This is a genomic window from Rhizobium sp. P2_G2, assembly GCF_056403555.1.
Map to the genome: position 1 here is coordinate 1 of NZ_JBFUFF010000001.1, position 21,856 is coordinate 21,856.

The following is a 21,856-nucleotide window of genomic DNA, read 5'->3' on the forward strand; positions in this document are numbered from 1 at the left end:
CGCAAGCGAGCCGCCGCCCAGCGTCGGCATGCGCTGGCGGGCTGATTACATCGATTGCCTCGTCAAGCGCGGCAACGACTTCATCATCGTACCGAACATGGATGCAATCTTCGCACAACGCCACAACCTGTCCTCAAGACCCTAACCAAGCATCCACATTTCATCAAGGAACAGCCGGCCGCCGCTGCTGTTGGAAGATTCAGGAAGGACCTCATCATGCGCATCACGATCAAGTTAAAACTCGCCATAGCTTTTGGCATTGTTATCCTTCTCCTCATCGGAAGCGCTGTTTACGGCATCAGCGGACTGAATACGTTGAACAACGCCGTTTCCGACGTCATTTCAGGGTCGGCCAAACGCATGGAATATGCGTTGCGGGTCAACGCCGCGCGGCTTGAGGTCATTCGCTACCAGAAGAACGCGCTTCTGGCGACCGACCAGAAAACGGCGCTCGATGCCATGAATACAGCCGAACAGAAGATGCAGGTGCTGATCGACTATGGTCATCGAGGCCTGGCGATGTCCACAGAGAAGGGAAGGCCGTCCTGGGAAGCGCTGGTAAAAAGCACGACGGATTTCGATAATAAATCTCAGGATCTGCTGAAATTGATCCAGGGCGGCGACCATCAGGGTGCCGTGGCCCTCTCCACTGGCGAAATCCGCGCCATAATGTCGGAGATGGAAAAATCGGTCGAAACGCTTGTCGAAGTCAACACCGCCGCTATGGCGAAAGCCGACAAAGATACCGACGATCTTTACGCGACGACCAGCAACACGCTGATCGGCGTCGTGATCGGTGCCACTCTTATTGCTGTCATTGCTGCTGTCTGGATCGCACTCGGAATCAATAGCGGCTTGCGCAAGCTTATGAGCGTGGCCAATGCAGTGGCAATCGGCGATCTCAATCAGAACGTTGAGATCAAGACCAATGACGAGATCAAGGATCTGGTCAACACGATCAACGTGATGACGGGCAATCTCCGCAACACTGCGCAGATTGCCGACAAGATCGCCAATGGTGACCTGACGGTCTCGCCGAAGGCGCTATCCGAAAAGGACGTGCTCGGGCAGTCGCTGGAAAGCATGGTCGAACGCCTGCGCGGCGTGGTCGCTGATGCGCTCTCGGCCTCGCACAACGTCTCTTCCGGCAGCCAGGAATTGTCAGCCTCCTCCGAGCAGGTGTCGCAGGGCGCCACCGAACAGGCAGCCGCCGCTGAAGAAGCTTCGGCTTCGATGGAGCAGATGGCCGCCAACATCAAGCAGAATGCCGACAACGCTGCCCAGACGGAGAAGATCGCCCGTCAATCCGCCAAGGACGCGGAAACCTCCGGCGAAGCCGTCAATCGCGCCGTCGTCGCCATGCGCACGATCGCGGAGAAGATCTCCATCGTTCAGGAAATCGCCCGCCAGACCGATCTGCTCGCACTGAATGCTGCCGTCGAAGCCGCCCGCGCCGGCGAGCATGGCAAGGGCTTTGCCGTCGTGGCGTCGGAAGTGCGCAAGCTTGCCGAGCGCAGCCAGTCGGCCGCGGCGGAAATCAGCGCCATGTCGGGCGACACGGTCCAGGCCGCACAGGAAGCCGGCGAGATGCTCTCGCGCCTGGTGCCGGATATCCGCAAGACGGCAGAACTGGTTTCGGAAATCACTGCCGCCTGCCGCGAGCAGGATATCGGCGCCAGCCAGATCAACGAGGCGATCCAGCAGCTCGACAAGGTGACGCAGCAGAACTCCTCGGCCTCCGAAGAGATGGCGGCCACCTCGGAAGAGCTCGCCGCCCAGTCGGAAGAACTGCAGACCTCGATCGCCTTCTTCAAGGTCGACACAACGTCCACTACAACGCCGGCTAAGGCGAGCGGACAACCGGCCCGCCCGACTGCCGCTCGTGCCCCTGCCGGTCACAACGCCGTCGCCCAACAGCAGGCGCGGGTGAAGGGCTTTGCTCTCGATTTCAAGCGTGGCGGCCCGGATGACGGTGACGTCGATTTCAGGGAAAGCGCATGACCATGGCAACCTCCTCGCACACAGCGCAATTCGTTACTTTCAGCCTTGGCGAGGAAGTCTTTGCTGTTCCCGTCGAGGTCGTGCGTGAAATCCTCGATCATGAAGAGGCGTTCAAGATCCCGAATGGCCCCGATTATTTTCTCGGCCTCCGCGATGTGAGGGGGCAGGGAGTGCCGATGATCGATCTGAGGCTCAAGCTTGGCCTCGAGCGCACCGTGCCAACGCCCCATACGCGGGTCCTGGTGCTCGATATTCCGCTCGAGGCACGCATTTTGACGCTCGGATTGGTCGCGGACCGGGTGTTCGAGGTTACGCCGTTCAGCAAGGATCAGATCGAGGCCGCACCGGATATCGGCGTCAAATGGCATTCCGACTATATTTCCGGCGTCGTCCGTCGCGAAACCAGCTTCGTGTTGATTATCGACCTTGCCAGGCTACTGACCAAGGACGAGGCCGCTCTCACCATTTCCCAAGACGCAGCTTGATCGAAGCATTTCAGGACATCGACTATGCCAGCCATCGCACGTAGCCTCTCCGTCGTGGACGACGGCATCAGCAGGAAGAACTTCGATCGTCTTGCCGGTTTCATCTACGACTATAGCGGCATCAAGATGCCACATAGCAAGCTGACCATGCTCGAAGGCCGGCTGCGCAAGCGGCTGCGCGTCACCGGCCACAAAACCTTCGATTCCTACTGCGACTATCTTTTCAAACAAGACGGACTGGAGAAGGAGGCGATCTATCTGATCGACTCCGTCACCACCAACAAGACGGATTTTTTCCGCGAGCCCAACCACTTCGCGTTCATGAAAGATCAGGCTCTGCCCGATCTCGCGCGTCGCGATCAGCGCAATATCCGCGCGTGGAGTGCGGCCTGTTCCACCGGCGCCGAGCCCTATACGATGGCGATGGTGCTGGAGGAATTTACAGCGCGGCATTCCGGTATCAACTATCTGGTCTTCGCGACCGATCTCAGCACCGAAGTCCTGCGGACCGCATGGCGGGGTGTCTATCCGGCCGAGATGGTCGATCCGGTCCCGGCAGACCTTCGTCAACGCTATGTGATGCGGTCTGTCGACAAGCGCAGGCGGGAGGTGCGCATCGTCCCTGATCTCAGGTCAAAGGTCGCTTTCGCCCGCTTCAATCTCATGAACGAGCGCTATGAGATCGGCGAACCCATGCATCTCATCTTCTGCCGCAATGTGCTTATCTATTTCGACAAGGAGGCACAGGCAGAGGTTCTGACGCGTCTCTGCAAATGCCTGGCTCCTGGCGGTTACCTGTTCATCGGCCATTCCGAAACGGCCGGTGGGCTCGATCTGCCGCTAAAGCCGGTGGCCAATACCGTCTTTCAAAAGCTCTGAACGGTATCGAACCCTTTCCGACAAGCAAGGCCTCCGTCCCAAACCTGCGCATGAGAGAATGGCGCCGGATTAGCAGCATTGCGATGTAAGCGGCCAGCCGATAACGTCGGGCTTGAAGTTCCTGGGCATGAGCGCTCCGCTGTTGGCCAGCCTTAAGCAGTGCGGGTCACGGTTTGAGAGAGCCAGTCGAACGGATCGAGGGAGGTTGTGCATGAAGGCGTTGTTCTTGGAGGCAATCGGGAAGCTGTCTGTGCGCGAGGTGGAGAAGCCGGTGCCGCGGGCGGACGAACTTCTGGTTCGTGTCGAGGCATGCGGCATCTGCGGCACCGACCGGCATCTCTTTCTCGGCGAGTTTCCTTCAAGGCCGCCGGTGACGATCGGCCACGAGTTTGCGGGTATCGTCGAGGCGGTCGGCAGTAGCGTCACCGCCTTCAAAGCCGGCATGCGTGTCACGGGCGATCCGAACATTGCCTGCGGGCGCTGTCCGGCATGCCATCATGGCCGCGTCAACCTTTGTCACAACCTCCAGGCGATCGGCATCCATCGCAATGGCGGGTTCGCCGAATATGTCATTCTTCCGGAAAAGCAGGCCTTCGCGCTGCCCTTGACGCTTGAACCGCTGCACGGGGCGTTTTGCGAGCCTCTCGCCTGCTGCCTGCACGGCGTCGATCTCGCCAATATGAAGGCCGGATCGTCGGCGATCGTCATTGGCGGCGGCGTGATCGGACTGCTTGTGGTCCAACTGGCACGGCTGGCAGGTGCCACCAGCGTCATTCTCGTCACGCGCAGCGAGTCCAAGCGAAGGCTGGCTGAAACTTTGGGCGCGACAGCCACGATCGATCCTTCGACCGGCAACGTCATCGACCGGATCACCGGCGATCACGGAATTCTGCCGGGTGGCGCGGATGTCGTCTTCGAATGCGCCGGGCTCAAGGAAACAGTCGAGCAGGCACCGCGTCTGACGGGTCGCGGCGGCACGGTTGTCATTCTGGGCGTTCTGCCGGGTGGTATGAAAGTCGAGATCGAACCTTTCGATCTGCTGTTTCGCGAAGTCGCGATTGTGACGTCATTCGTGAATCCGTTCACACATGGACGCGCTGCCGCGCTGATCGCATCCGGAGCGATCGTCGTCGAACCGCTCGTCAGCCGTACGATCGGGTTTGATGACGCGATCAAGGCAATCTCCGGCCCGGCAGCCAGCGGCGAAATTCGGGCATTGGTCGTTCCGAACCTCTGATATCCTGATATCAACCAGCGTCTGCACTGTCGTCTCAGGTAGAAGATGAAGCCTGATCGGGCGTTTGCCGGGCCACAGCAAGTCTCATCGATTGGTATCGGGGATGTGCGGTTTTCTTAGTTTCAACTGGCATAAACTGCACATCCGGTTTACCTTCACGGCATGGACTTGCTTGTAACCGCGCCCTTGTCGACACCGAGCGAGCCGCCCCGCCTGCCGGGCTGGGCGGTTGCGCGCGGTCATGAAGCAAGCGAGGCGGACGCAGCCTTCGCCGTCGGCATTGCCCTGAAAACGCTGGACGATCTTGTCCGGAGTGACCCGCTATGGGGTGGCTGCTTGCGAGCCCGGCAGGGGCTTGGATGCGCGATTGCCGCGGTGCGGCTCAATGGCCGCGCCATGGACGAAGGCAGCTTGCGCGACGCCGTGCTGCTGACGGCACAAGGTGACGATCCAGGCCCGGCCGGACGCATGGTCTGGGCGTTCCAAAAGCTGGGCGAGAAGCGGCGCGCGGTCGGCAGCAAGGTTCTGCAAGATCTGGCCGGCCTGATGGGCTTGGGCGGCGAGAGGCTGGACGAAATTGCGGACTGTCTTGACGCTGCCCTGCAAACGCGTCGCATCATTCCGTTTGCGGTCGCCGATTTGGTCGCAAATGTCTGCGCCATACGGCCTGATGCCGAAATTTTGGCCTGGTGGCTGGCCGACCGGCTGCTGGCCGAAAAACTGGGCTGGGATTGTGGCCTACCGCTGCTGATGTCCGAACGTTATGGGGCGGCGTTTCGGACGACCGGCGGGCGAGGGCGCCTGCAGCCGGGGCAGGCGGCGTTCGGCCGGGCGATATGCCTGGCTCTGGCCGATGCCGCCGCTCACGCACTTCGGCGCGCCGGGGAGATCGATCGCCGCGCCGCAAAGCTGCAGGCAGCGGCACCCAAGCTACGCAGCAGGGGCGCTGAAGCGGTCGTCCGCAGACTGCTCGACGCGGACGCCTTGCCGGCCTCGGCGCCTGGCGGCAATCTGTCGCGCTGGGCTGCCACCCGGCTGTTCGAGCGGCTGGAGAGCTTTGGCGCGGTGCGGGAGCTATCCGGCCGCACGTCATTCCGGATTTTTGGGTTATGATGGCGAACGGATCGGGCACAGCAAGGAGGCAGCAGACGGCGAGAGCGCCACGGCATGACGTGTTGTTCGACAGGGAACTGGCAGACCTGCCGCCGCAACTGCGCTGGCGCGAATGGATGCTGCGGGCCGAGGCAGTGATTTTTGCGGCGAGCGAGCCGGTCAGCCGCGAGACGCTGGCGCGGGTGGTCGGCAAGGATTGCAGCATCGATCTGTTGATCGACGACCTGCGCGAGGAGCTTCGTTCCCGTCCCTACGATATCGTCGTGGTCGCCGGCGGCTGGCAGCATCGCAGCCGCAGTGCCTATGCCCCGGCAATCCGTGCTGCGCTGGCGCCGATGCGCGGCGCCGCTCCGTCGCTGTCCGAAACCGAAGCCGCAATTCTGGCGGCGATCGCCTATTGGCAACCGATCACCCGCAGCGAATTGTCAAAACTGTTCGGACGCGAGATCAGCCGCGACACCGTTGCCGGCCTGCGCGATGCCGGCTTGATTGCTTCGGGACCGCGCAGCCCCACACCCGGTGCGCCTTACAGCTATGTGACGACAAAGCGGTTTCTCACGGCATTCGGCCTGGAAACCCTGAGCGATCTGCCTGATGTCGAGAGGCTGGAAGATGCCGGATTGGTCAGTCGGGAAGATGCGGTGGCCGATGGCGTTCCGGACATATTCGCCGAAACGGAAGACGACCACGCGAAGGAGTGAAACAAAGGAGTCTGGAAGAGACATCGTGCCTATGTCCCGATGGCTCTCCGCAGTTGGGCCGGCTTATGCCGGTTACGAGCCCGAAACGACGCGCAGATTGCCGCCATGGCCGCCGCCGCCAAAAACCTGCGACTGGCCGAAGGATGTCGGCAGACGATGGTGCGGCACGCCGAGACCGATCTCAGGGAAAAGCAGTTCGGCGACGCGATAGGCTTCTTCGAGATGCGGATAGCCCGAGGCGATCACGGTTTCGATGCCGAGGTCCTGGTATTCGCGCAGCCGGGCGGCAACCGTCTTTGCTGAGCCGACCAGCGCAGTTCCGGCGCCCGAGCGGACCAGGCCGATGCCGGCCCAAAGATTGGGCGAGACTTCGAGCTTGTCGCGCCGGCCGCCATGCAGTTCCCACATCCGCGTCTGGCCGACGGAATCGTTCTGCTTGGTGAAGCGTTCACGCGCGGCCTCGATCGTATCCTCGGAGAGCTTGGAGATCAGGCGCTCCGCGGCTTCCCACGCTTCATCGTCGGTCTCGCGCACGATGAAATGCAGACGGATGCCGAAGGAGACTTTGCGGCCGCGCTTGGCAGCGGCTTTGCGCACGGTTTCGATCTTTTCGCCGACCTGGGCCGGGGTCTCGCCCCAGGTCAGATATTTGTCCATGTGCTCGGCGGCGAAATCGATGGCCGAGTCGGAAGAGCCGCCGAAATAGAGGGGCGGCCGCGGCGCCTGCACCGGCGGCAGGCCGAGTTGCGCATTCGTCGCCTTGATATACTTGCCGTCGAGCGTCGAATGTCCCTGCGCCAGGAGTTCGTTGAAGACCTTGAAGAATTCTTCCGCATGCGCATAGCGCTCGTCATGCGGCAGGAAGATGCCGTCGCCGGCGAGTTCCTGAGCGCTGCCGCCGACGACGACATTGAGCAACAGCCGGCCATGCGAGAACCGGTCCAGCGACGAGGCGAGCCTTGCGTAATAAGCGGGGGACGCCACGCCGGGCCGCACCGCCACCAGGAATTTCAGCTTTTCCGTCACCGGCGCCAGTGCTGCGGCGACGATGAAGGATTCTTCGCAGGCGACGCCGGTGGGGATCAGCACGCCCGAATATCCAAGCCGATCGGCAGCGACCGCGATCTCTTTCAGGTAAGCCGGATCGGTCGGCCGCGCCAGTTCGTTCGAGCCGAGATAGGCGCCGTCGCCCGAGGTCGGGATGAACCACAGAAAATCGAGGGGCTTTTGCGATGACATGGCGTGATCCTTTACTTTCACTGGACGGTCGGGCCTTCGGGCACTCTTTCAGGCTATATTGATATATTCTAGTATTTTTATCGATATTATATCGTCACAAAAATCGGGCGTTTTGCGGATCAATTTTTCAGCGGAGGGCGATTTCAGGAACCTGATTCCAAAAGACGCAGGCGGATTAAAAGCGGGCACATCTCACCAAAAACCAGCTCTGCGAACCGTCTCATGGTTGGAACAACAAATATGACAGGAGGCATTCCCGTCTTCAACGGGAATGCCTCGAAGCCGAAGCTCCGGTCAGCTCCAGGCGTGCAATGGCGGCTTCTCGCCGTTGAGGTAATATTTGCCGAGGATCGAATATTTCCAACGCACAGGATCATGCAGCGTGTGCGTCCGGGCATTGCGCCAGTGGCGATCGAGATTGTGCTCTGCCAGCGTCGAACGGGTACCGGCCAGTTCGAACAGCTTGTTGGTGGCTTCGATGGCGATCTCGGTCGACAGGATCTTCGATTCCGCCGTGATGATCTGCGCTTCGGCAACGGTCTCGGCGGTCGGATTGGCGACAGCCCGGTCGATCGCGTAGCCTGCTTTTTCCAACAAAGCCTGCGCCGCATGCAGCCTGAGGCTCAGCGTGCCGACAGCCTGGATCGTGTAGGGATCGTCCCAGGCATTGTCGACGCCGCTGTCGACCCAGGCGCGCGACTTGGTGCGGACGAAATTGATCGTCTCCTTGATGGCGGCCGAGGCGATGCCGGTGTCGACGGCCACCTGGATGATCTGGAAGATGGCGCCATCGGCCGTCGGCTTGTCATAGCCCTTGTAGCCGGGGACGACCCAGGCCTTGTCGACCTTGACGTCGTCGAGGATGACCGTGCCGGAGAGCGTGGTGCGTTGGCCGAAGCTCGACCAGTCGTCGATGACGGTCAGGCCCGGCGCATTGCGGTCGGCGATCGCATACCAGGCGCGACCTTCGTCATCGAGCGCCACGATCGGCACCTTGTGCGCCAAAAGCGCGCCGGAGGAGTAGAATTTCCGGCCTTTGACAACGACATGGTCGCCGTGATCGGTGAACTTGGTCTCGAAATCGACGGCGCGCTTGGAGCCGAATTCGGAGAAGGCATTGCCGAAGCGGGTGCCCTTGAGGATTTCGCCGAACAGCAGCTTCTGCTGTGCCTTGTCGGACACGGTGCGGATTGCCGCCACCACGCCGAGATGGTTCTGCGAGATCTGGCCGATCGAGGAATCGGCCTCGGAAATGATCTCGACCACCTTGGCAAGCGTCGCATAGGAGACTTCCGGTCCGCCGAATTCCTTCGGCACGTTGATCGACCAGAGGCCGCTCTGCGAGAAAGCGTCGAGTTCGGCGACCGGCCAGATGCGCTCGCGGTCGCGCTCGGCCGAACCCTTGACGAATTCGGCGGCGAGCTTGTGGGCCACGGCGATCGCCTCGGCGTCGTCCTTGATGATGTGTGCTGGCTCTGCGGGCCGCGCCACGGCGGGCACGCCGACCAGTTTGGTCTCGTCCGTCTTTGCGATCACGTTCATGTGGTTTCTCCCTTGATGAACTGATGGTGTCAGGCAGCCGGCCTGTCGGCGGTGAAGGTGGCACCTTCGCCGAGATAGAAAGCCTTGATGTCGTCGCGGCCGCGCAGTTCCGCCGCGGTGCCGGAGAGGACAGAAATGCCGTTTTCGATCACCACGGCCTCGTCGGCATATTTGAGCGCTACGGTCGAATTCTGCTCGGCGACCAGGATCGAAAGCCCGGCCTCGCGGTTGAGCGCCTTCAGCGATTGAAAAATACTCTCGATGATCAGCGGCGCCAGCCCCATCGACGGTTCGTCGAGCACGAGCAGCCGCGGCCGCGACATCAGCGCCCGGCCGATCGCCGTCATCTGCTGCTCACCGCCGGAGGTGAGGCCGGAGGATGTCCGGCGCTTCTCTTTGAGACGGGGGAATGTGACATAGATGCGTTCGAGGTCCTCGGCGATCTCGCGCCGGGATGAGCCGCGGCCGAGGCCGCCGGAGATGAGATTTTCCTCGACGGTCAGGCCCTTGAAGCAGTGCCGGCCCTCGAGCACCTGGACGAGGCCGGAGCGGACCAGCCGGGCGGGGCTTTGCGACAGCACATTTTGCCCCTCGAACAGGATTTCGCCCGTCGTCACCTGGCCGCGCTCGGCGGGCAGCAGGTTGGAGACCGCTTTCAACGTCGTGGTCTTGCCGGCGCCGTTCGAGCCGAGCAAAGCCAGGATCCCGCCTTTGCGGAGCGTCAGGCTCACGCCGCTGAGCGCCTGGATCGTCTGCGCATAGGTGGCATGGACATTGCGGACTTCGAGGATGATCTGTTCTTCGCCCATCAAGTACCTCGTGAAGAATAAGTGGCATGCGGAGGCGCGAGTGTGTGGGTGACGGGACCCCGCATGCCTAGGCCTTGCGGCCATGGAGTGAGGATGCCGGATATTCCGGCACCCAGTTTCAGGAAGTCGGGGGTTTTCACCCCTCACCAACTTCGGCCGAGGGTTCGCAAGTGCTCACCCGGCCTTCGTATCCTCTCCCGCAAGGGGCGAGGAAAAGTCGCGGCATCGTCCTGCCCCAAGCGAGGCCGACAATTGTGGCACCTTGCCTCTCCCCTTGCGGGAGAGGATAGCAAGCCCGCGCGAGACCAAAGGTCGAGTGCTTGGGCGCGCTTGGTGAGGGGTGTCGACCAGATCCTCAGTTCGTCGTCGTAGCCGTCGTCTTCTCCGCATCCTCGGCGGTGCGCAGCTTGATGCCCTTTTCCTTGGCATAGGCTTCGGCCGACTTTTCGATGATCGGGCGCAGCAGCTTCCAGTCCGGCGCGATCCAGGGCGAGACGACGTTCCACTTCTTGCCGTCCCATTGCTGGAAGGTCACGTAGCCGTCGCCTTCATGATTGTCCCAGGTGACGTCGATCGAGTGGAACAGGTCCTTGGCGCCGAGGGCGGCAACCTTGGCATCGTCGAGCTTGAGATGTTCAAAGCCCCAGCGGACTTCGTCGCCGGTCAGCGTGCGATGGCCGAATTTAGCCTGGGCGGTGCGGATGGCCTCGACGTTGAGGATGCCGTTGACGATGCCGAGGTTGTGGTAGACCGAGCCGATGCGCTTCTTGTCCTCGAGGTTGCCCTTGCCGTTGTCATAGAGCGTCTTCACGATCTCCTGGACGATCGGGTACTGTTCGCCCGAAGCCTGGGTGGTGATGGCGGTATAGCCCTTGGCCGCCGGACCGGCCGGGATCACGTCTTCCTCGGAATTCGACCAGACATTGCCGACGATCTTGGTTGCCGGGAAGCCGACCTTCTGGGCGGTCTTCAGCGCCACCGGGTTCATCACGCCCCAGCCGCGCAGCACGACCCAATCCGGACGAGCGCGGCGGATGGTCAGCCATTGCGACTGCTGCTCGTTGCCGGGATGCGGCACTTCGATCTGTTGCACGCTGAAGCCATACTTCTTGGAGAGAAGTTCATAGATCGGAATGGTTTCCTTGCCGTAGGGCGAGCCGTGATAGAGCACGACGATCTTCTTGCCCTTGAGCTTGTCGAGGCCGCCTTCCTTGGTGGCGAGGTAGTTGATGATGCCCGACGTTTCCGAATAGGGGTTCAGCAGCAGCGGGAAGACGTAGGGGAAGACGCGGCCGTCGGTGGAGTCGGTGCGGCCATGGTTGACGGTGATCAGCGGCACCTTGTCGGCGGTAATGCGGTCGATCATGGCATAGGCGATGCCGACCGAGAGCGGGTTCCAGGCCGCCGCATTCGGATGGCTCTTCTGGCGCTCGTAGCATTCGACGCCGCGCTCGACTTCATACTGGGTCTCGCACTCGTCCCAGGTCAGCTTGACGCCGTTGACGCCGCCGTCGCGGATGTTGATCAAGTTCATATAGTCGATGAAGCCACCGAAGAAGCCGGTACCGCCGGCGGCATAGGGGCCGACGCGATAGCTCTGCAGCGGGAAATATTGCTCATCGGCGTGGGCGGTGGTCAGTCCGGCCGCGAAGGTGAGTGTCAGGGCTGCTGCGGCTGCGCGCAGCGTGTTGGTCAGTCTTGTCATTGGGTATGCTCCTTCTGTTGACCGGTTTTGGCCGGCCTTGTGATTGGGATTGGTGAATTCTCCAGCGGCTTATGCCTGCCGCTTAGCTTTGCTGTTCCGGTCTGCGGATACGGAACCCTCTGAGGACCCGGTTGCCCAGCGCGGCAAGGCCGTCGGGTTCGAGGATCAGGAAGACGATGATCAGCGCGCCGAGCACGACCCGCTGGCTCATGTCGAGCACGCCGGAGTCGAAGAGGTCGCCGAGGAAGAATTGCCCGACCCGCGACATCACCACAGGGAAGACCACGATCAGCGCCGCGCCGAAGAAGGCGCCGCGGATGGTGGCGAGCCCGCCGATAATGATGATGAAAAGGATCTGGAACGAGCGGTCGAGGTCGAAGCCGTCGGGTTCGACGGTGCGCAGATAGGTAAACGCCCAGATGACGCCGGCGACGCCGATGATGAAGGACGACAGCGCAAAGGCGAGCAGCTTGGTCCTGAGCACCGGCACGCCGATGATCTTAGCAGCCGTCTCATTGTCGCGGATGGCGATGAAATTGCGGCCGGTCTGCGAGGTGGCGACGCGCCAGGCGAGGAAGGTCAACGTCGTGACGATGGAGAGCGCGAAGTAATAGCGGCCGGTCGAGCTGTCGAAATTGATGCCGGCAATGGTGAGGTTCGGCGCATCGATAACGCCGGACGGATTGTTGTTGGAAAACCAGTTGAACTTGGTCAGTGCCCATTGCACGAAGAACTGTGCGGCCAGGGTCGAGACGGCCAGATAGAAGCCGCGCAGCCGGAGACTCGGCAGGCCGAAGACGATGCCGACTCCGGCCGCCACGACACCGGCGAGCACGATGCTGACGAGGATTGGCAGGCCATCGATCCGGAGGTTGAAGTTGAAGGCGGCAAAGGCGCCCACCGCCATGAAGGCAGCGCTGCCGAGCGATACCTGTCCGGCATAGCCGGTGAGCAGGTTCAGGCCGACGCCCGCCAGCGACAGCGCCAGGAAGGGCAGAAGAATCGCTTCGATCAGATAGCCCTGGCCGACGAGCGGCACGACGGCGAAGGCGATGACCAAGGCCACGGCTGGCAGCAGCCAGCCCGGCAGCTTAGCGGCTTGAGCCTGCAAGGGTTGCGATGCGGTGAGGACAGCCATCGGTCAGACCCTTTCCACGAGCTTCTGGCCGAACAGGCCGGAGGGGCGGATGAGCAGGAAGACGAGCGCCACGACATAAGCGAACCAGCCCTCGATGCCGCCACCGAAATAATCGCCGATATAGACTTCGGCGAGCTTTTCGGAGGCGCCGATCAGCAGCCCGCCGACAATGGCGCCGGCAATCGAGTCGAAGCCGCCCAGCACCAGCACTGGAAGCGCCTTGAGCACGACCAGCGACAGCGAGAACTGCACGCCCAGCCGCGCGCCCCAGAGCAGGCCGGCGACCAGCGCCACCAGCCCGGACGTCGCCCAGACCGTGGCCCAGATGCGCGGCAATCTGAGACCAACGGCCAGGGCGGCGAACTGATCGTCGGCAACGGCGCGAAAACTCAAGCCGACGCGGGTATAGCGGAAGAACAGTGTGAGAGCCGCGACCATCACCGCAGCAACACCGGCAGCGAACAGGTCGAAGGTCGAGATCATGATGCCGTGGAATTCGAAGGGGACGTCCTCGATGCCGAGATCGAGTCCATGCACCTGCGTGCCCCAGACAAGCTGAGCCGCACCCTCGATCACGTAGGAGAGGCCGAGCGTGGCCATGAACAAGGTGATCGGCGGCTTATTGACCAGCGGCCTGAGCACGGTGCGCTCGATGGCGATGCCGATCAGCACCATGACGAGGAAAGTGATGACCAGCGCCAGCCAGAAGGGCAGGCCGCGTTCGACCAACGACACGAAGGTCAATGCAGCGAACAGCAGCAGCGCGCCCTGGGCGAAATTCAGCACGCCTGATGTCTTGTAGATCAGCACGAAGCCGATGGCGACGAGCGAATACATCACGCCAGAGAGCAGGCCGCCGGTCAGCACTTCGAGGAAGAAGAGATAGTCGAAGCCGCCGTCCATCAGATGCCAGCTCCTTCGTCGTTTTCGCTGACAATACCGAGATAGGCATCGATGACCGCCCGGTCGGCGCGCACTTCGGCAGGAGTGCCGTCGGCGATCTTGCGGCCATAGTCGAGCACGGCTATGCGATCGGAGAGACCCATAACCACGCCGATGTCATGCTCGATGAGGATGACCGTCGTGCCATAGCTCTCTTGGGCGGCGCGGACGTAAGCAGCCATTTCCTGTTTCTCGGTGGCGGTCATGCCGGCCATCGGCTCGTCGAGCAGCAAGATCTCGGGATTGGGGGCAAGCGCGCGGGCGAGTTCGACGCGCTTCTGCAGGCCATAGGGCAACGATCCGGCCAGTCGGTCAGCGACATGCTCCAGATGCAGGAACTCGACGACACTGCGGGCGCGATCGCGAGCTTCGCGCTCTTCACGGCGGGCACGCGGCGAGCCGAGCGCCTGGCCGATAAAGGTTGAGCGGCGGGCGAAGGCAAGCCCGGTCATGATGTTTTCGACAACGGTCAGGCCTTTGAACAGAGCAAGATTTTGGAAGGTGCGGGCAATGCCGAGCCGCGCGGCCTTCTGGGCCGGCACCTGGGCATAGCTCCTGCCGTTGAGCCAGACACGGCCGCTGTCTGGGCGGTAAATGCCGCTGATGATGTTGATCAGCGAACTCTTGCCGGCACCGTTCGGGCCGATGATGGCGCGGATTTCACCCCGTTGCACGGCGAGGTCCACGCCTGACACGGCGGTGACGCCGCCGAAGGAAATGGTGATATTTTCCAGCGCCAGCACCGGCTGGTCCGCGAGCACGCCCTCTCGAACCTTGCCGGCTTCCGCCTTGGTGGAAGAGTTCAGGAATGGCAGGGAAGGATATTCCCTGAGCGACGCCGTGCCGTCGAGCGCGGAAAATGTGTAATGGGCATCCAGCATGCTGGTCTCCGTTCATGCTGTCGTTCGTTTGGCGGGCGGCGCTGTGGGTGCCGTCCTTTGTCGTGGGTGCTCGGGGCTACCCCCCTCTGTCCTGCCGGACATCTCCCCCTCAAGGGGGGAGATTGACTCGTGGCGCTCTCGTCGCCCCAAACAGGCGTTGCAGGGGATGCGACGGCAGAGAGGCGCGAGCTGGTGCCCCATCCAATCTCCCCCCTTGAGGGGGAGATGCCCGGCAGGGCAGAGGGGGGTGCCCCAGGCCGCAGCGCAGCCTTACTCGGCGGCTTCCAGCGCCCGATCCTCGATCGCCTCGAGCTCGCGCACGATCGGCAGCACATGCTTGCCGAAATATTCGACCTCTTCCTGGAAATGCAGGAAGCCGAGCAGGATCAGGTCGGCGCCGGCGCGCTTCAGGCCGATGACGCGTTCCGCCACCTGTTCGGGCGTGCCGATCAGGTTGGAGCGGAAGCCGTCATTGTACTGCACCAGGTCCTGGAAGGTCGATTTGGCCCAGTTGCCCTCGCGCTCCGGCGAGGAATTGCCGGCGTTCTGGACTTCGTGGTGGAAACCCTTGACCGCGTCGGGGATCGCCTTGTCGATGATTTCCTTCAGTATTTCCTGGGCTTCCTTCTCGGTCGAGCGAACGATGCCGAAAGCGTTGATGCCGATCTTCGTGCGCCAGCTCTTGCCGAACTGCTTTTCCTTGGCGCGGATGTCGTCCACCTGTGCGGTCAGGCCCTCGGGCGTATTGCCATTGGTGAAGTACCAATCGGAGACGCGGGCCGCCATGTCGCGGGCGGCGCGGGACGAGCCGCCCTGGAACACCTGCGGGATGCCGCCAAGCGGCTTCGGCTTCATCGAATAGTCCGTGAAGCGATAGAAATCGCCGCGCAGATTGTAGCTGTCCTCGGTCCAGATGCCGCGCGCAGCACGGATGAATTCCTCCGAACGGCGATAGCGTTCGTCATGATCAAGCCAGGGTTCGCCGATCGCGGCAAATTCGCCGCGGAACCAGCCGGAAACGACGTTGATGTCGACGCGGCCATTGGTGAGATGGCTGATCGTGGCGATCTGCTTGGCGAGCAAAGCGGGGTTCCACGGACCCGGCAGGACGGCGGCGATCACCCGCAGGCGTTCAGTGGCAGCGAGCAGCGCATGGCTGAACGATACCGATTCATGCTGGTTGTCGGCGCCATAGCCGGCAGTAAAGCGAATCTGGCTCAGCGCGTAATCGAAGCCGGAGTGTTCGGCGATCTGCGCGAGCTTGCGGTTATAGTCGATATCCCAGCTGGTCCGCTGCTCGATCGAGCTGATCACCAGGCCGCCGGAGACGTTCGGCACCCAGTAGGCGAATTTCAAAGGGTCTTTTTTGAGCTGGGACATTGGTTTCTCCATCCACACTATGAGAGGTTTTGGTCAGGCACGAAGGCGCGGCCGCTCGGCCGCATCGGTCTGCAATGCAAGTTCGGAAACGGCAGGAAAGAGCGCGCCGAGTTCGCGCACGGCAGCATCGATGCGTTTGGTGATTTCGGGATTGCGGACTGAATAGGCGTCGAAATCGCTTTCCAGCGCATAGACGGCGGTTGGCAGCGTCAGAGCCTTGAAGAAGCCAAACAGCGGCCGCAGCTGATGCTCGGTCATCAAGCCATGCATCGGCGTGCCGCCGGTCGCCGCAAGGATGACTGGCTTGCCGATCAGCGATTCGAAATGCACGAGATCGAAAAGGTGCTTGAGCGCGCCGGAATACGAAGCGCGGTAAACGGGCGATCCGACCACCAGCACGTCGGCGGTCTCAACGGCCTGCACCAGTTCGCGGCCGGCATCATCGAGCTGGTCGGAGCGAAGGGCGCGAAACAGGATCGGGGCGGCATCGACCAGGTCGATCTTGCGGGTCTGGACGCTGAGCCGGCTCTCGATCGAAGCAAGGATCGCCTCGACGAGCGAAGCCGTACGTGACGGCGTCCTGACATTGCCCGATATGCCCACAATTTTCAGTTCTCGCATTTTCCGGTTCCTGCACCGTGTCATTAAACTAACTTAATCCATAATTTATATAGACTAAGAGTAAAGCAGGAATTTTTCACGAAAGGGAGAAGACTGAAATATTTTTCCTGAAACGGCGATGGTTCCGCAAAAAGTGCGGAATTATTGTCAGCGAGGTTTCAGCTACGCCCGGTGCAAACGCGTCAGTTGCAGGGTTTTCTGCACTGCATGTCATCACCAGTCCGCGATGGCAGCGGCATATTGCGAGATTTGCGGTCGGCCCGCCGGCTTGCAAAAATGCCGTGCCGCTAAGCCTCCGATATTTTCTATAATTTTGATTGACAATATAGATTTTAAAGCTAGTTTTTTGGAAACGCGCCACGCTGCGGCGGGCGCCCCGATCCGATCCGTAGCTGCGTCTCATTCGGCATAGCGCGCCATGCATGTGGCTGACGGCCGAGACGGTTTGAGTGGTCCGGCAGGGAAACAGGTGAGCCGCGGCCGCCGCTGGGTGCTGCCAGGTCATCATCGTCCACTGAATAAGAATGGAGATTTCTATGAGCGACCGGTTTTCATTTTCGACCCTCAATCGCCGCGACATGCTGAAGATATCGGCGGCTGTCGGTGCGGCGACAGCAGGTGCGACGCTGCTCGGCGCTACCGCTGCGCGAGCCGCCGGTGCGCTGTCCTTGAAAGGCAAGCGGATCGGCATCAGCGCTACCGGCACGGATCACTATTTCGATCTTCAGGCTTACAACGCGCAGATCGCCGAAGTGAAAGCGCTTGGCGGAGAGCCTATCGCCGTCGACGGCCAGCGCAACGACGCCAAGCTGGTATCTCAGCTGCAGACGCTGATTGCCCAGAAGCCGGATGCGATCATCCAGACCCTCGGCACGCTTTCGGTGATCGACCCATGGCTGAAGAAGGCACGCGACGCCGGCATCCCGGTGCTGACTGTCGACGTCGGCTCGACCAATTCGATCAACAATTCCACGTCCGACAACTGGGGCATCGGCAAGGATCTGGCGCTGCAACTGGTCAGCGACATCGGCGGCGAAGGCAAGATCGTGGTCTTCAACGGCTTCTATGGCGTGACGCCCTGCGCTATCCGCTATGACCAGCTCGTCAATGTGACCAAGTATTTCCCCAAGATCGAAATCCTGAAGCCGGAATTGCGCGACGTGATCCCGAACACTGTGCAGGACGCATTCACCCAGATCACGGCTATCCTCAACAAATATCCGGACAAGGGGTCGATCAAGGCGATCTGGTCGGCCTGGGACATTCCGCAGCTTGGCGCGACCCAGGCACTGGCCGCAGCAGGCCGCACGGAGATCCGGACCTATGGCGTCGACGGCAGCCCGGAAGTGCTGCAGCTCGTCGCCGATCCGAACTCGCCGGCCGGCGCCGATGCCGCGCAGCAGCCGGCCGAGATCGGCCGCACGGCCGTCCGCAACGCTGCCCGCCTGCTTGCCGGCGAAAAACTGCCGCGCGAAACCTATGTGCCGGCGCTGCTCGCCAACAAGCAGAATGTCGGCGATGTCTCGAAGAAGCTCGGCATCGGCTGACGCGCCGTTGCTTGTGGGCCAGCCCGGATGTCCTGCCGGGCTGGTCCGCGCCCCGCAATTCCCAAACGCAGGAGCAAGATCATGTCGTCAAGCGCACCTCCTCACCTCGCCGAACGCGACGTGGTCATCTGGCTCGGCGGCATCGTCAAGCATTTCGGCGGCGCCAAGGCGCTCGACGGCGCCTCGCTCCTGGTCAAGCGCGGCACGGTGCATGGTCTCGTCGGGCAGAATGGCGCCGGCAAATCGACGCTGATCAAGCTGCTTGCTGGTCTCCACCAGCCCGACAAGGGCACGATCGAGATCGATGGCGAGGCCTATGACAGACTGACGCCGCGGCTGGTCGAACGGCTCGGTATCCAGTTCATCCACCAGGATCGGCTGCTCGTGCCGACATTCACTGTTGGCGAGGCGCTGTTCCTCGGCCGCGAGCCGCTCATTGCCGGCACGCCCTTCGTCGACCGGGGCGAAATGCAGCGGCAGGCGGAGGCGATCCTCGCCCGCTATTTCGGCGTCAGGATTCCCAGCACGGCGCTGATCTCGGAGCTGACCACCGCCGAGAAGCAGATCATCCAGATCACTCGCGCCCTGCTCGAACAGCCGAACGTGCTGGTGTTCGACGAGCCCACAGCCGCGCTCGTCCGGCGTGAGGCCGATATCCTGTTCAAGCTGATCCGCCGGCTGCGCGACGAAGGCATTACCATCATCTACATCTCGCACTATCTCAGCGAGATCGAAGACCTCTGCGACACGGTCACCGTGCTCCGCAACGGCAGGACGGTTGCTGCCCTGCCGCTCGCCGAAACGTCGGCTAAAGCGATCGGCGCGCTGATGGTCAACCGCGACATCAAGGACCTCTATCCGAAGCGGGAAGTCGAACTCGGCGACACGCTGCTGCAGGTGCAGGGCCTGACGGCGCCGGGGAAATACAGTGATATCAGCCTGTCGCTACGCAAGGGCGAAATTCTTGGGCTGACCGGCCTGCTCGGCTCCGGCGCCAAGGAGCTGGTCCGGACGCTCTTCGGGTTGGAAACAGCCGCTTCGGGTCGTGTCGAGGTCAATGGCCAGACGGTCTGGACCGCCACCCCCTCGCAGGCCGCCAGCCGCAAGCTGGCGCTGGTGCCGGAGGACCGCCGCGGCCATGGCGTGGCGCTTGATCTGAGCGTGGCGGAAAATTCCACGCTTGCCAGCCTCTCCCGCTTCGTCAAACGCGGATTCCTCAACCGACGGGAGGAGGCGCGGGAGGCGGATAGCCTTATCGCACGGCTGCAGATCAAGACGGCGGGTGCCAGTGCGCTCGTTCGCTCGTTGTCGGGCGGCAATCAGCAGAAGGTTGCGATCGCCAAGTGGCTGAGCCAGCATTCGGAGATCTATCTGCTCGATGAACCGACCGTGGGTGTCGACATTGCCGCCAAGGTCGAAATCTATGCGCTGATCGGCGAGCTGGCCAGCCGAGGCGCCGGTGTCATCGTGCTCTCCTCGGACCTCGATGAACTGGCCGGCATCACCGACCGCGTCCTGGTCATGTTCCGCGGCCGGATCGCCCGCGAATTCATCACATCCAACACCACGCCAGCCGAAATCCTCGCCGAGGCAACCGGCTCAACGGAGGTTCTGCGCAATGTCGGTTGATTCCCATTACGACTCCACCTTCATCGTCGCCCGGAAGGCAAGCCGGACCAGCACGCTTTCGGGTCGTCAGTTCGCTTCCGCGGCGCTTCGCTATGGCGCGCTGATCGCCTTCGCTCTGATCCTGCTGATCTTCTCGCTCACGGCACCCTATTTCCTGACGCTGTTCAACATCGGCAACATCCTTGGCCAATCGGCAATCGCGGGCGTGCTGGCGATTGGTCTCACCATCGTCATCATCGCGGGTGGTTCCAATGTCGTTACCGGCGGCATAGACCTGTCACTGGCGGCCAATATGGGCCTTTCCGCCGCCGTCTATGCAACTCTAGCCCATGCAGGATATAGCGACAGCACGGCGGTGCTCGCAGCCCTCGGCACCGGGCTCGCCATCGGTGTCGTCAATGCACTGGCTGTCGTGCTTGCCGGCATTGTGCCACTGCTGGCGACGCTGGCCGTGATGAACGTCGTCGCCGGGCTGGAGCTCGTGCTGACGCAGAATACCGTTATCCCGGCGTCGACTGACTTCCTGACCACGCTGTCGGCGACCGGTCCGTTCGGGGTTCCGGTGCTGGCCTATGTTCTCATCGCCTTCACGGCACTGATGGTCGCCGTGATCCAGCGCACATCCTTCGGGCTCAGGCTCTATGCGGTCGGCGAATTTCCGGAAGCGGCGCGCGCGGCGGGCATTCGGGTGAAGGCCTATCGCGGCTTTGCCTTCATCCTCTCCGGCCTCTGCGGAGGCTTTGCCGGCATTCTCTCGGCTGCCTATCTGTCCGGCAGCACGACGGGTTCCGGCGAAATGCTGTTGCCCGTGGTCGTGACCGCGCTGCTCGGCAGCGTCTTCTCGCGGCGTCTGGTGCCCACCATCACCGGTACCTTGCTGTCGGCCCTGTTCGTCGGTGTCCTGCTCAACGGCTTTCAACTGCTCAATATTTCCAGCACGCTGGTCAGCGGCGTACAGGGTCTGCTGATCCTGCTCGTCGTCTCGACAACGACGCTTCTGAAGCGGGAGAGCCGCTGATGACGGCCGCGACGATGCTGCGCGCCCGTCCTTCCGGCATCCTGCGCTTTGTCGCCCGCTACGCTTTGGTGATAGCGCTCGTCGTGGTCATGGCCATCTTCGCCAACGCTGCACCGAGTTTTCTCACCCTGGCCAATCTCGAAAGCATCCTGGTCAACAACTTCACCCTGCTCGCCATCGTCTCGATCGCCATGACCTTCGCGGTCGCGGCCGGCGGTATCGACCTGTCGGTGGGCACGGCGATCGATTTCGCCAGTTTCGCCTTTGTCTCGCTCGTGCTGGGCGGACTACCGGTGGCGTTGGCGCTCATCGCCGGCATTCTCGCCGGTGTGCTGGTCGGCGCCTTCAACGCTGTACTGATCTCGGGCATTGGGGTAACGCCGTTTCTGGCCACGCTCGGCACGCTGTTCGTCGGTCGTAGCGTGCAGCAATTGCTCACCAATGGCGGCAATCCCGTCTACCTGCCGCCAACCGGCGTCCCCGCGAGCTTCCACTTTCTTGGTCACGGCACGATCGCCGGGCTGCCTGCACCGCTGCTGATCACCGCGGTCATTGGGATTGCAGCCTCGGTGGTTTTGACCCGCACGCGTTTCGGGCGCGTCATACTCTCGGCCGGCATACAGGCCCCGGTCGTGCGCTATTCCGGCATTTCGCTGAATGCCTATATGGCGGTAACGTATATCCTCGTTGCAGCGATTGCAGCGGTTGCCGGCCTGATCCTGACTTCGACGGTGACGGTCTACATTCCCAATTCCGGCAATGCCTTTCTGCTCAATTCCATCGGCGCGACCTTCATCGGCACGACACTCAATCCGCATGGCCGGCCCAATATCGCGGGCACGGTGCTCGGCGTGCTGCTGCTCGCCATCGTCGCCAACGGGCTGCTGCTCAGCGGCCTGAATTTTTACTGGCAGCAGGTCGGGACCGGCGTGCTGATCTTCGCCGTGCTTGCCATCAGCTTCGCAAACAAAAGGGCCAGTGGTCATTGA

At 62.0% G+C, this 21,856-nt stretch carries 19 protein-coding genes and 1 pseudogene; 11 read left to right on the plus strand and 9 right to left on the minus strand.

Annotation, left to right across the window (positions count from 1 at the left end):
• The 7 genes and pseudogenes from AC1D06_RS00005 to scpB form a co-directional block, all read left to right on the plus strand.
• Window positions 1-145, plus strand: a pseudogene (locus AC1D06_RS00005) (chemotaxis protein CheW); the annotation flags it as partial.
• A gap of 71 nt (window positions 146-216) precedes the next feature.
• Window positions 217-2,001, plus strand: a complete 1,785-nt coding sequence (locus AC1D06_RS00010; protein ID WP_477984072.1) for a methyl-accepting chemotaxis protein — start codon at window positions 217-219, stop codon at window positions 1,999-2,001.
• Complete coding sequence (locus AC1D06_RS00015) at window positions 1,998-2,486, plus strand: chemotaxis protein CheW (RefSeq protein ID WP_477875151.1); 489 nt, start codon at window positions 1,998-2,000, stop codon at window positions 2,484-2,486. The genes AC1D06_RS00010 and AC1D06_RS00015 overlap by 4 nt, the downstream gene beginning before the upstream one ends.
• 24 nt (window positions 2,487-2,510) lie before the next feature.
• A complete protein-coding gene (locus tag AC1D06_RS00020) occupies window positions 2,511-3,365 on the plus strand; it encodes a CheR family methyltransferase (RefSeq protein WP_477984074.1) in 855 nt (284 codons plus the stop codon).
• 211 nt (window positions 3,366-3,576) lie between these two features.
• Window positions 3,577-4,602 carry a zinc-dependent alcohol dehydrogenase family protein gene (locus tag AC1D06_RS00025; protein WP_477984076.1) on the plus strand — a complete coding sequence of 342 codons (1,026 nt, stop codon included), beginning with the start codon at window positions 3,577-3,579 and terminating at the stop codon, window positions 4,600-4,602.
• Between the two features lie 162 nt (window positions 4,603-4,764).
• The gene (locus AC1D06_RS00030; protein WP_477984078.1) at window positions 4,765-5,715 is read left to right on the plus strand and encodes a DUF1403 family protein; all 951 of its coding nucleotides are present in this window, start codon (window positions 4,765-4,767) and stop codon (window positions 5,713-5,715) included.
• A complete protein-coding gene (gene scpB, locus AC1D06_RS00035) occupies window positions 5,715-6,416 on the plus strand; it encodes an SMC-Scp complex subunit ScpB (RefSeq protein WP_477984080.1) in 702 nt (233 codons plus the stop codon). The genes AC1D06_RS00030 and scpB overlap by 1 nt, the downstream gene beginning before the upstream one ends.
• 72 nt (window positions 6,417-6,488) lie before the next feature.
• On the opposite strand, the gene ssuD is transcribed toward scpB, so the two are convergent.
• The 9 genes from ssuD to msuE all read right to left on the minus strand — a co-directional run bounded on the left by ssuD (window position 6,489) and on the right by msuE (window position 16,664).
• Window positions 6,489-7,655 (minus strand): FMNH2-dependent alkanesulfonate monooxygenase, encoded by a 1,167-nt coding sequence (gene ssuD / locus AC1D06_RS00040; protein WP_477984082.1) that lies wholly within the window; start codon window positions 7,653-7,655, stop codon window positions 6,489-6,491.
• A gap of 294 nt (window positions 7,656-7,949) precedes the next feature.
• Window positions 7,950-9,197 carry an SfnB family sulfur acquisition oxidoreductase gene (locus AC1D06_RS00045; RefSeq protein ID WP_477875161.1) on the minus strand — a complete coding sequence of 416 codons (1,248 nt, stop codon included), beginning with the start codon at window positions 9,195-9,197 and terminating at the stop codon, window positions 7,950-7,952.
• A 29-nt stretch (window positions 9,198-9,226) separates the two neighbouring features.
• Window positions 9,227-10,006 (minus strand): ABC transporter ATP-binding protein, encoded by a 780-nt coding sequence (locus AC1D06_RS00050; protein WP_477875163.1) that lies wholly within the window; start codon window positions 10,004-10,006, stop codon window positions 9,227-9,229.
• 355 nt (window positions 10,007-10,361) lie between these two features.
• Window positions 10,362-11,711, minus strand: a complete 1,350-nt coding sequence (locus tag AC1D06_RS00055) for an ABC transporter substrate-binding protein (RefSeq protein WP_477875165.1) — start codon at window positions 11,709-11,711, stop codon at window positions 10,362-10,364.
• A gap of 82 nt (window positions 11,712-11,793) precedes the next feature.
• Window positions 11,794-12,849 (minus strand): branched-chain amino acid ABC transporter permease, encoded by a 1,056-nt coding sequence (locus AC1D06_RS00060; RefSeq protein ID WP_477875167.1) that lies wholly within the window; start codon window positions 12,847-12,849, stop codon window positions 11,794-11,796.
• A 3-nt stretch (window positions 12,850-12,852) separates the two neighbouring features.
• A complete protein-coding gene (locus AC1D06_RS00065; RefSeq protein WP_477875169.1) occupies window positions 12,853-13,752 on the minus strand; it encodes a branched-chain amino acid ABC transporter permease in 900 nt (299 codons plus the stop codon).
• Entirely contained in the window at window positions 13,752-14,672 is a 921-nt protein-coding gene (locus tag AC1D06_RS00070) for an ABC transporter ATP-binding protein (RefSeq protein WP_477875171.1), read from the minus strand. Before AC1D06_RS00070 ends, AC1D06_RS00065 begins: the two co-directional genes overlap by 1 nt.
• Window positions 14,673-14,942: 270 nt before the next feature.
• Window positions 14,943-16,052, minus strand: a complete 1,110-nt coding sequence (sfnG, locus tag AC1D06_RS00075; RefSeq protein WP_477875173.1) for a dimethylsulfone monooxygenase SfnG — start codon at window positions 16,050-16,052, stop codon at window positions 14,943-14,945.
• A 33-nt stretch (window positions 16,053-16,085) separates the two neighbouring features.
• Window positions 16,086-16,664 carry an FMN reductase gene (gene msuE, locus AC1D06_RS00080; protein ID WP_477875442.1) on the minus strand — a complete coding sequence of 193 codons (579 nt, stop codon included), beginning with the start codon at window positions 16,662-16,664 and terminating at the stop codon, window positions 16,086-16,088.
• Between the two features lie 545 nt (window positions 16,665-17,209).
• On the opposite strand from msuE, the gene AC1D06_RS00085 reads away from it, so the two are divergent.
• The 4 genes from AC1D06_RS00085 to AC1D06_RS00100 all read left to right on the plus strand — a co-directional run bounded on the left by AC1D06_RS00085 (window position 17,210) and on the right by AC1D06_RS00100 (window position 21,856).
• A complete protein-coding gene (locus AC1D06_RS00085; protein ID WP_477875175.1) occupies window positions 17,210-18,220 on the plus strand; it encodes a sugar ABC transporter substrate-binding protein in 1,011 nt (336 codons plus the stop codon).
• Between the two features lie 78 nt (window positions 18,221-18,298).
• A complete protein-coding gene (locus AC1D06_RS00090; RefSeq protein ID WP_477984671.1) occupies window positions 18,299-19,849 on the plus strand; it encodes a sugar ABC transporter ATP-binding protein in 1,551 nt (516 codons plus the stop codon).
• Complete coding sequence (locus tag AC1D06_RS00095; RefSeq protein WP_477875177.1) at window positions 19,839-20,867, plus strand: ABC transporter permease; 1,029 nt, start codon at window positions 19,839-19,841, stop codon at window positions 20,865-20,867. Before AC1D06_RS00090 ends, AC1D06_RS00095 begins: the two co-directional genes overlap by 11 nt.
• On the plus strand, window positions 20,867-21,856 hold the full coding sequence (locus AC1D06_RS00100; protein WP_477984084.1) for an ABC transporter permease: 990 nt from the start codon (window positions 20,867-20,869) through the stop codon (window positions 21,854-21,856). Before AC1D06_RS00095 ends, AC1D06_RS00100 begins: the two co-directional genes overlap by 1 nt.